The sequence below is a fragment of the Acidithrix ferrooxidans genome (assembly GCF_000949295.1).
Classification (GTDB): Bacteria; Actinomycetota; Acidimicrobiia; order Acidimicrobiales; family Acidimicrobiaceae; genus Acidithrix; species Acidithrix ferrooxidans.
In genome coordinates, this window is the sequence record NZ_JXYS01000139.1 from 1 (window position 1) to 9,334 (window position 9,334).

13 protein-coding genes and 2 pseudogenes are annotated in these 9,334 nt (G+C 50.7%); 6 read left to right on the plus strand and 9 right to left on the minus strand.

Features of this window, described 5'->3' with window-relative positions; all coding sequences use genetic code 11:
- Positions 1–188 precede the first annotated feature (188 nt).
- From AXFE_RS17340 to AXFE_RS17350, 3 genes are all read right to left on the minus strand, one after another.
- Complete coding sequence (locus AXFE_RS17340; RefSeq protein WP_052607160.1) at positions 189–677, minus strand: transposase family protein; 489 nt, start codon at positions 675–677, stop codon at positions 189–191.
- A 244-nt stretch (positions 678–921) separates the two neighbouring features.
- Complete coding sequence (locus tag AXFE_RS17345; RefSeq protein ID WP_052607161.1) at positions 922–1,536, minus strand: type II toxin-antitoxin system RelE/ParE family toxin; 615 nt, start codon at positions 1,534–1,536, stop codon at positions 922–924.
- Positions 1,533–1,856 (minus strand): type II toxin-antitoxin system Phd/YefM family antitoxin, encoded by a 324-nt coding sequence (locus AXFE_RS17350; RefSeq protein WP_052607168.1) that lies wholly within the window; start codon positions 1,854–1,856, stop codon positions 1,533–1,535. Before AXFE_RS17350 ends, AXFE_RS17345 begins: the two co-directional genes overlap by 4 nt.
- Before the next feature lie 346 nt (positions 1,857–2,202).
- On the opposite strand from AXFE_RS17350, the pseudogene AXFE_RS21765 reads away from it, so the two are divergent.
- From AXFE_RS21765 to AXFE_RS17365, 3 genes and pseudogenes are all read left to right on the plus strand, one after another.
- Positions 2,203–2,526 (plus strand): annotated as a pseudogene (locus tag AXFE_RS21765) (type II toxin-antitoxin system RelE/ParE family toxin); the annotation flags it as partial.
- Between the two features lie 48 nt (positions 2,527–2,574).
- The gene (locus tag AXFE_RS21770; RefSeq protein WP_052607169.1) at positions 2,575–2,880 is read left to right on the plus strand and encodes a helix-turn-helix domain-containing protein; all 306 of its coding nucleotides are present in this window, start codon (positions 2,575–2,577) and stop codon (positions 2,878–2,880) included.
- 218 nt (positions 2,881–3,098) lie between these two features.
- Positions 3,099–3,410 carry an ATP-binding protein gene (locus tag AXFE_RS17365; protein WP_052607162.1) on the plus strand — a complete coding sequence of 104 codons (312 nt, stop codon included), beginning with the start codon at positions 3,099–3,101 and terminating at the stop codon, positions 3,408–3,410.
- Between the two features lie 16 nt (positions 3,411–3,426).
- Here AXFE_RS17365 and AXFE_RS17370 read toward each other — a convergent pair whose 3' ends face one another.
- From AXFE_RS17370 to AXFE_RS17380, 4 genes and pseudogenes are all read right to left on the minus strand, one after another.
- The gene (locus AXFE_RS17370; protein ID WP_052607163.1) at positions 3,427–3,666 is read right to left on the minus strand and encodes a hypothetical protein; all 240 of its coding nucleotides are present in this window, start codon (positions 3,664–3,666) and stop codon (positions 3,427–3,429) included.
- Positions 3,666–4,136, minus strand: coding sequence for a hypothetical protein (locus AXFE_RS17375; protein ID WP_052607164.1), 471 nt, complete (start codon positions 4,134–4,136; stop codon positions 3,666–3,668). Before AXFE_RS17375 ends, AXFE_RS17370 begins: the two co-directional genes overlap by 1 nt.
- Positions 4,137–4,166: 30 nt before the next feature.
- A complete protein-coding gene (locus tag AXFE_RS21160; protein WP_268749170.1) occupies positions 4,167–4,298 on the minus strand; it encodes a hypothetical protein in 132 nt (43 codons plus the stop codon).
- A 35-nt stretch (positions 4,299–4,333) separates the two neighbouring features.
- Positions 4,334–4,899 (minus strand): annotated as a pseudogene (locus tag AXFE_RS17380) (IS607 family transposase).
- 100 nt (positions 4,900–4,999) lie between these two features.
- Between AXFE_RS17380 and AXFE_RS21165 the strand changes: the two are divergent.
- Complete coding sequence (locus tag AXFE_RS21165; protein WP_268749171.1) at positions 5,000–5,131, plus strand: hypothetical protein; 132 nt, start codon at positions 5,000–5,002, stop codon at positions 5,129–5,131.
- Positions 5,132–5,185: 54 nt separating this feature from the next.
- Here the strand turns inward: AXFE_RS21165 and AXFE_RS17385 are convergent, their stop codons facing one another.
- The gene (locus AXFE_RS17385; protein ID WP_200891359.1) at positions 5,186–6,532 is read right to left on the minus strand and encodes a phospholipase D family protein; all 1,347 of its coding nucleotides are present in this window, start codon (positions 6,530–6,532) and stop codon (positions 5,186–5,188) included.
- 623 nt (positions 6,533–7,155) lie between these two features.
- Between AXFE_RS17385 and AXFE_RS17390 the strand changes: the two genes are divergently transcribed.
- Positions 7,156–7,668: a hypothetical protein gene (locus AXFE_RS17390; protein ID WP_152626206.1), complete on the plus strand. Its 513-nt coding sequence runs from the start codon at positions 7,156–7,158 to the stop codon at positions 7,666–7,668.
- 384 nt (positions 7,669–8,052) lie between these two features.
- On the opposite strand, the gene AXFE_RS17395 is transcribed toward AXFE_RS17390, so the two are convergent.
- Positions 8,053–8,394: a hypothetical protein gene (locus tag AXFE_RS17395; protein ID WP_152626207.1), complete on the minus strand. Its 342-nt coding sequence runs from the start codon at positions 8,392–8,394 to the stop codon at positions 8,053–8,055.
- Positions 8,395–8,952: 558 nt separating this feature from the next.
- Here AXFE_RS17395 and AXFE_RS17400 point away from each other — a divergent pair.
- The gene (locus tag AXFE_RS17400) at positions 8,953–9,201 is read left to right on the plus strand and encodes a hypothetical protein (RefSeq protein WP_052607167.1); all 249 of its coding nucleotides are present in this window, start codon (positions 8,953–8,955) and stop codon (positions 9,199–9,201) included.
- Positions 9,202–9,334: the final 133 nt, after the last annotated feature.

Below are 9,334 nucleotides of genomic sequence, written 5' to 3' on the forward strand. Positions count from 1 at the left end.
CTTGATATCATCACGCCACTCCTTGGACTGACTGGCTATCCACTTCTTTGGCTCCTTTCCCTCTCTACCAGGCACGACATCAAGAAGGGTTGGACTCGTAACGTCCACGATTGAGGTAGACCACTTCTGGGTCCGATAGCGAGCCCTCGCGACAAAACAAGGTCTCATCTAATCCGAGTGCACGAACCTTAGCCAAAGCGACTTGGATCCTCTACGAGGGGAGTCCCATAGGCAATGACAGCGTCATTGATCGTGTGCCAATCACAATCGAGCTCTCTGGCTACCGATGACACCGATCGACCATCTCTACCAACCACTCGGGTTGCGAATCTAGCTGCCCTATCGGTGAGCTTGAGTCTTGGAGCTGCGATCCTAGTGTCCACGTCACTCCACGACGGGGCGGAACAGTTCCCATCCTTGCACTCCCACCTGCGTTTGTGCCAGATGAGTCTGACGGCACGGCCAAAGCTTTGTAGATCAATCAGCTCTACTAGTGAGCCTCCCTTGGAATAACTCATCCCATTACATACTGGGCATTTTGGTCGTTCGCCTCGACACTCGATATGGACCCGAAGGGGTGTCTTTGAACCTTGGTCACCCAGATCCTCGATGCCAATCAAATTGACATCCATAAGATCGAGCAAGATCTCGGCAATTCGAATAGGATTTTCTTCCACAGGGGCCCTCCAGTGATGAGTTGTTGAACTATCCCATTCTGGCAGAGCCCCTGTGACCCTCCCAAACTCACCCCTGGTGCGTGGCTACACCTGACTAAATTCCCCACTTAAATCCGAAGTCCCAACAAGACTCTCTGTGGAGCTACAAAAACCACAGAGGAGGATTCAATTGCTGAAGGGTGGATCATTAATGAACTTATTAGAACTTAGAGCCAAAGGACACGTTTATCTCGAGAGGAGTAAATCAGCGCGAACGATAAGCCACCCACGCTGACATGGCTTGGCGCTCAGTGAGTGCCTCGACGTCGCTTCGTACGTAGCCCGCGAGGTTGACCAGATCATCGAGCAACCATGCAGGCGCGAGTGTGTCGTCGGTTGTGGGATGCGACGGCGCGGTACGGCGCTTCTTCGTAAGACTGGCTTCGAGAAGGGCCAACACCTCTTCGAATGTTTTGGTTTGAGGACCTTCGGGCAGTGTAGCTACCCGTCGACGCATCTCGGTGTAGACCTCGCTATCCTTTCGAGCGCCAACGGCCCAGATTTCACCAATGTCGACGATTAGCTTTCCGGTATCGTCAAAAGTCACTCGCCACACAATGCGCCAGTCCCGATCACCCACGGTCAACTTGCGATAGCCGTGTAGTCCGCCGCCGAGAGGGGCGCCCGCTTCGGGGTTCCTCTCGATGAGCAAAAACTTCTTCATCGCCCATTCGAGCGCAGGGCGATTCTTCTTTTGCAGCGCAACCAGGTCGTCAATCGCGCCTTCGGTGAAGCGAAGCTCCGTATGATGCGCACTGGGGTGACGATCGGTTCTCCGAGATGACGGTTCGTCTCTTTGACTACCTTTGGACGGAGTCACTCTCGACCAGCGGCCAGGTCCTCAGCAACTTCTCGTTCGAGAACGGCTCGATCAAATCCGAATCGAGAGAAGACGTTGTCGAGTGAAGTTCGTTCACCGTTGTCGGTGGCGGTACGGATAAGAACGACCGCAAGATCGCGTAAGTCCCGTTCGGCCTCTTGGTAGCGATGGAGTTCGCTCACTCCGATAATCGCCGCGACAGGACGGTGGTTGCGCTCGACCGTAATTGACGAACCGGATTCGGCGTCACGAGCTAGTCCGGCGATGCCGCGTTTGGCGGCGTCACTAACGGAGATGATGTAGTTGGGTGTGCGGGTCACAAAGAAAAGTATACATGAATCTGTGCAGATTCTGTCGTCAGATACGCAAGCCATTCGAAGAGGCCAGTCGGTCAGGCTACTTGGACGCCAAAACATCCAAAGATGCTGGTCCTCAGCCGGTAAAGGTTAGATTCCGGTTCTTATTGTGTGACCCAAGGTCCATTCGTCGTGCTTATCACAACATTCTGCCTGGCAGATCTCCTACCTCTTTTCCGTTCGCTCTCAAGGTCGAAACCGGCTTAGCCTGAGGGACAGACGTCGCGTCTATGCCGGTCACGAGGGAATACTCGGTGGAAGCGACACTTTGCTTGGCAAAGTCTCACAACTCTTGAGTTATACACCCTATATGTTGTATACTGTCCTTTTGTGGGAAGTGAATCTCGAATTCATCGAGTCCTGGCTCTATGACCTTGATCAGAACTCTTACGAACAGGTTATTGCTGCTTTAGAGTTGCTCATCGACCGAGGCCCACAACTTGGACGTCCGTTGGTCGATACCGTGAAGGCATCACGTCACAAGAACATGAAGGAGTTGCGTCAAGGATCTAGAGGGCGTTCTGAGTTGAGGATTCTCTTTGCCTTCGATCTAGAACGAAACGCAGTTCTTCTAGTGGCGGAAGACAAATCGAGAAGTTGGAAGAAGTGGTATGAAGTGAACATCCCAGTTGCCGACAACCTCTTAGATGAGCACATTGGGAAACAAAAAAGGAGGAATTTGATGACAAAGAATTTGGAGCATATGCTGGCCGGACGTCCGGTCAACCGCGAGGTTGTGGAGGAGCACAAAAAGCGAATGCTTACCGAAGTTCGGTCTTACCGCCTTCGTGAACTGCGCGAAGCTTCTGACGTCACCCAGGTAGAACTCGCTAGTCGCCTGAACGTCAGTCAGAATCGCGTTTCACGTATCGAACATGGCGACATCGAACGCACACAACTCGACACTCTACGCAAGTATGTCGAGGCATTCGGCGGTGAATTGAGAGTTGAAGTGGAGATTGGCGACGAACGTTTTCTGATCGCATAACCGCTGTATCAATCACTCAGGCCGGATCAAACTGAGCTAGATGACGTGGTAACTTCGCAAAACGGTGGTGGCAACATGGCAAGGACATAGCCACAATTGCTGACGAATGGCAGATCGCAACACTTCGGTCGGTCGGTCGGCTGAGAATTTATTAATGCACGACATTTGCATATCAAATATTTACAAAAGGATACTTATATACAAAAACCCTAGGGTTTTTGCCAGAATATCGGCGTGGTGTAAACAAAAGTCAGGTTGCTGAAGCGGTTGGCCGAGATACTCCTTGGTGGCGAGACCCAAACTGGGCGGTAATTGATAGAGATTTGCGCGAATCAGACGCGTCACAACTTAGCTACTATCCCTCAGCTCTAGACGATATCCGCATTGGCGGTCTCTACATGCTCTACGGTCCTCGACGAGTTGGTAAGTCTGTATTGGTAAAACGCACAGTCCAAGCGCTTCTTGACCAAGGAGTGAATCCACGTCAAATTATTCGGGTAACCGTAGATGTGAGGTTCCGTTGCATCTGAGTGATAAATGGTGAGTCTACTCACTAGATGCACCTTTTTCAAGGTTCATCCCTCGGGCTTCATTCTCACTCGCCCGAGGGTCGTTCTTGCCTCTTTGAGCACCGCCAGTATTGCTAGCGGTCTTATGTTCTCTCTTGCGATGATGAGTCAACCCATCATCGCAACTGCCGCCTGTACCAAATGGCCTGGCCCTACTTTCGGCAACCACCCCATGAAAGCCCAGGTCATGACCATATTGGTGTCTGGATTTGGGCACTACAGTTGAGCAATCACCTTCTTGGTTCGAGCTAGCGTATCTACTACTCCAAGAATAGAGTAGATCTCTTTTTGGGTAGAGTTTGGAGTAGAGGAGATACGAAGGTTATGTAGACGTTTGTTATCATCTAACATCGTTACGTTCAAGCGGCTATGGGTAGACACTTGAGCAAGAATGCTGTGAACACTTCTTTTGTCACCGGCTTGAGATAAGCTAAGTGCAATTGCTCCATAGAGGTGATAAGCAACTACTGAGATAAATAGATGAGCAGCGGTACGACTAGCTAGTTGGTGATAGATCGGTCTCATCCCAAGATTGCTCTTTAGGGCTTTGAATGCATCCTCTACCTTTGTTAGGGTCATATAGAGCTTCCAGATCACTTCTGGTTCTAGATCGTTCCTATTGGTCTCAATCACATATGCACCATAGAGAGTCTCAGCTGCTTCTTTTACTTTTGGTTTCTCAGTCAAAACCAGCTCTGAACCTTCTCGCCGGTATCGTCACATAGCTGCAAATAGTACGCTGACTGACTCTAGTGCATCTCGGTATTGCTCGAAATCTCCGGTGAGCGATACTTTCCTTGTTGGGTTACCTTCGTCAAGAAGAACTTTACACCCAGTTAGTTCGGACACTTTCTGAGCCTGTGCTTTTGTCCGCATTATCGCGATCATGAGCACACCGCATCAATAGCACGCTGAGCTTTGTTAGTAGCCGAACTGCGACCGTAGAGGCGGACACAGAGAGACGTGAGCAGTTCCGTGACATCACGCACTAAGTCATCGTCTACCTCGGCTGGATCTACCACAACCAATTTCCTGGACTGAGCCTCAAGTGCAGCCTCTATATATTCAGCTCCAAACCGGCAGAAGCGGTATCTGTGTTCTACCAGAATCGTGTCTACTGTTGGGTCTTTAAGTAACGACAGAAACTTTCGCCTATGTCCGTTAAGGGCCGAACCAACTTCGGTTACTACGCGATCTATTGAGTACCCGTGCTCTGTAGCCCAAGTGAGAACTCTGGCAACCTGGCGATCTAGGTCTGATTTTTGATCTACAGAAGACACTCGTGCATATATGACGGCAGACTTAGATACGGACGGTTGAGACTCTAGATCTCCCACCAATATGGGTTGCCCTACTTTAGCGCAGGGACAGGCAGAGTACCGGCACGATACCACTTATATGCCGTTTGAGGATGTATACCTTGGGACAGTGCCCACTCACGTAAGTTCATTACATATCGTTATAGAACATCTTTGTGCCAACTGTTACAACCCCATATTTAGTGGACACCTGTTAAGCCAACGTAGATTGTTGGTAGAAAGGATGTCACCATGGGAGCAACAAGGCGTAAATTTACCCTTGAGTTCAAGACTGAAGCTGCTCATCGAGTTATAGATTCCGGAAGGAACATTCCAGAACTTGCGACTCGATATGTCAAGGGCATATGTCGTGCGCTCGAGTAACCAGCAGGGTCAACTTATGTTGGGGAAAACCCAATGTGGCACGGCCATAATCCATCAGAAACGACGACGGAGCCGAAGTTTGAGGGGGCGACCGTCGGGATCGAAAATTAACCGGTACGCAATTCCGGCCCAACGTCGACTACTAGTTGGGACGGAATCAATGACGTGCGAACGGACTCGACTCAGCGGACGGTTCCCTTCTCCGAGACTCGGCCGCCAGTCTTCGAGTTCGCGGGCCGTCTTCTTCCAGAGATCGGAACCGTGAGCCAAATCCAAAAGCTCCAAATCGGCGGGCGAGCGTCCGAGGTGTTCAGCCCAAAGCGCCAGCCGCAACTCGCGCGCAAACTTGCGGCTTCCGTCACCGAGTCCACCCGGATCCACAGGAATCCGGTCGTCGAGTGCGCTATCAATCACCGCGCAGGAAAGTTCCGAATCATGGGTCCACGAGCGGCGATTCAGATTGTCCGAACCGACAGTGGCCCATACGTCGTCAATAACACAGACCTTGGCGTGAACGTAGATGGGGGTTCCCGATTCGTTCTCGACGTCGTAGATCCCTACCCGCTCGCCGCCGGCTTTCTTGATGATATCAATGGCCCTCGCCTGAGCGAGCCTGCTTGGTGGCCCCGACAACTTTCCGTCCTTATCCGGGTAACGTGGGACGACACCGATGACTTGCAGCCCCGGCTGTCGACATAATGCTTCGGCGAGTAGTCGTGCAATTTCGATAGACCAAAAATATTGGTCCTCGATGTAGATCAACGACCGTGCTCTCTCAATCGCCTTGGCAAACGCTCGCGCTACGCTTCGTTCGCCTTCAGGCGCGAAAGGATACTTGGGACGTTTCGAAGGATAGGTCCGAAGCACTTGCACGGCGTGACCGCCCTGTGTCGGTGGATCGTCGAGACGCGCGGGGAGGGGACGAGCGACACGATCGCGCGACATGACTTGTGAGAACAACGCCCTCAGTCGACCCGCGTGATTGAGTGCGGTCTGATCTTCCCATCGTTCCCGGAACGTGCCGTCGAGTTCAGAAATGGCTGGTCCACGGATTTCTAGTTGGACATCGTGCCAGGGAGGACGGCGACCGAAACGAGGGTCTAATTTGATGACTTGATGATCTCCAAGGTGGTCGGTGTCATCTCGACGACCATGACTCAGGTCGATTCCGCCGATGAATGCAACGTCATGCGCAGGACAAGTGGGATGTCGAAGAATGACCAACTTTTGGTGGTGCGATCCGCCTCGGCGCACTCGCTCGTCAAGCAGAACTTCGCCACCCGCCTCGGTCACGTCGATTGCCAGGCGTCGATTCCTCTTAGAGCTAAACCCGAAACGGTCACTGTGCGAACGCCAGAGCAACCCTCGAATGTCGACTCCTTGTCGACATAAGTCAGCCAATAGGGTCGCGATAGACGTCCCGTCACCGGAGACGCGTTCGTCCGCGTCTCCTCGCCAATCGGTGAAACGGACTTCATCATGAAGCTCCAGGCTCGAGAAGACTTCTTCCAGTCTGGTGAAATACGAGAACCCATCAATATGGAACGAAACGTGATTACCTTCGGTCCACGCGACTCCCGTGGACCGATGCAAGTCGATCTGGGTCATTGGGTTGCCCCGCTCTATTGAGTTCAGAAACCAGTCATCGTAACGTATCATGACCAAACGTACTATATTAAGTATCGAGACGTCCAATCATCGCTGCAACGCACCAAAGCTGCCGACCGCGCAATCTGTTACACCGCCTGATGCTCCATCACAGGCTTCCACCTTTGTGCACGATCCTCGTCGCGCCAATATGAAACCGTAATACCAAGACCATCGTGTGCACTATAAATCGTTAACGTTAAAACCAGTGTTCTGTGACTATGGAGGTTGGCTTCGAATGTGGTGATGGCCATGAAAATGCTTTATGGCAGAATCAATAAATCAAGGTCTTATCCACGATAGGCGAACTCGTTTAACGATCCATATTGACGAACGCTGTCAGAGTGATATCCAATAAGTAAGAGGGGATGTTCACGGTGGATACTAGAAGAATAACAGGAAAGATCGCAGTTGGATTGGGGGCATTGGCTGTTAGTGCGCCAGCCATTGGCGTTAGTGCAACCACTGCATCTGCACAAAGCGCGAATATTTCGGCGGTCTCCGGAAAGAGTGTAATTTCCATAAAACCCACACCTATGAGTGAGAATTATTATTACCAATATCGAAGTACTGTCGCGACGCCGGGTCTGGCCATCTCGCCTAATCTCCTTGTGGGTGGAGGCGGAAGTGCTGACACGTATTCAATTATCGAGATCACGCCATCTGAAGAGGAAACGATTTTGGCTGCAGGAGCGACCGGAATCGGAGCCATGATTACCCTTGGATGCACCCTATGGTGGTCAGGGATAGGAGCAACCGCATGCGTCGGGGCTATCGGGGCGGCGGGCTATACCGTCATCACGCTGATCCAACGTGGACAGTTCCCCTATATTTACGTATGGTGGGACGATACCACTTCTAGTTATGCAGGAACAACCGTTGTCTGGTAGCTCGTCGTGGGGCGGTACGACAGAGGCGAAATTTCACGGGTCTGGCAGTCGCATTCACAATAAATGTGAGCGTACTGGCCACGGCCTCCGCCAAGGGGGACTCGTTCGAGAGATTGCTAGTGTTGTTGGTAATCCCTATGTCTTTTGCTGGGCTGTGCATCTTCGTCGCGGATCGGAGATGGCAAAGGAAACATTCCCCTCGATAGCAAACCACTAGGCGTTGTTAATAACTGAACGAGCCGAGCCAAGTGCCCCACTTACCGCTCGAACTCCCATCAATGAGAAGCTATAGTGGCGTGCGGTTCTCAAGCGAAATGGACCGGGTACGAGGGGGTCTTGTACCCCATTCCCTCGCAACAGGAGTTGAATCTTTGAGGATATTATTCAGTTCATGTTAACAGTGATAAACCGACAAAAAATGACGTGATCAGCCGCCTTTTTGGACACCTGATGATCAAAGTCACAAAGTGATAGCTTTGCTTTGGAGTTGATCTTCTTCGCAGCTACCAGCCTTCTGTACTTCTTTGATCCATTCTTGCACTTACTGATCTTGTGCTGAAGTTGACCGAAAGCCTTGTTTCTTTGACGCTTGATAGCTCGGCCTTCTCTCCCATTGATGATTGTCACATCTATGGTCTTGGCATCTACCCAAGTGGCTAATGCCATAGGGTTAATGATCCCCTCATCAATAGCGGTGACGGCGTCTCCATGGGAACTTTCGCGCACCGTCTCATAAGGGATATGCAGGCTGAACCGCGGGTGATCTCGGTCCCAGCACAGTTGGACCTCACCCCAGAGCTCAGGGTTGACATTCTTGTTGGTTTAGGAGGCTCTCCTAAACCTCATGTGGGTCACCAAGACCCCATAACCGATAAGTAACGCCTGTACGATAAGAACTTTTGGGTCTTTAAAAGCATTGAATGAAACGTGCACGGTTTGTGACCTCTAAATTTGAAGTTACTAACACACAGATTTAGGAGATCTGACCGTGCACGCTAACTCTCTAGTCAAGCAGTTGCTTGACGTTAAAGGTGTCATTGTCAACGATATTTTTATCTCAAAAGATGAAATTGTTGTAGATGTCAAACTTGCACGATCCAAGCTCGCATGTCCAAAGTGTTGTTGAATAAGCCGTAAATTCAAAACAAAATACCGCTACGACATCAGAACTTATCAACCCTCGCTGGAGACATCTTGACATGGGAATACGTCGTACTTGGATCTCTTGTGCCCTACGGAGACCGAAATGCCCCAATCATGGAGTAATCACTGAGTCAGTGCCATTTGGGTGACCGGTATCGTAAATCTCGCTTCACGAGAGACTTTGAACATCTAGTTGCCGGCTCAACCGCAAAGATGGATAAAACAACAGTTACGAAGCTCACCCGGATTGCTCAGAAAACAGTTGGTACGATCTGTGAGAGAGTAGTAGCCAAAGAGATCGATCCAAAGCGACTAGAGAAGCTCTCAATAATAGAGGTAGATGAGATTGCCTATCGTAAACACCATAAGTACATAACCCAAGTTATTTAGAGCCCGTAACAGATCATGAAACTGGAAAGATCGTCTATGGAGCAGAAGGAAAAAGCGCTAAGAGTCTAGATGGGTTCTTATGTGAGCTTGGTTCGCAACGTTCCAAGCTCTCACACAAGTATCAACAATGGAC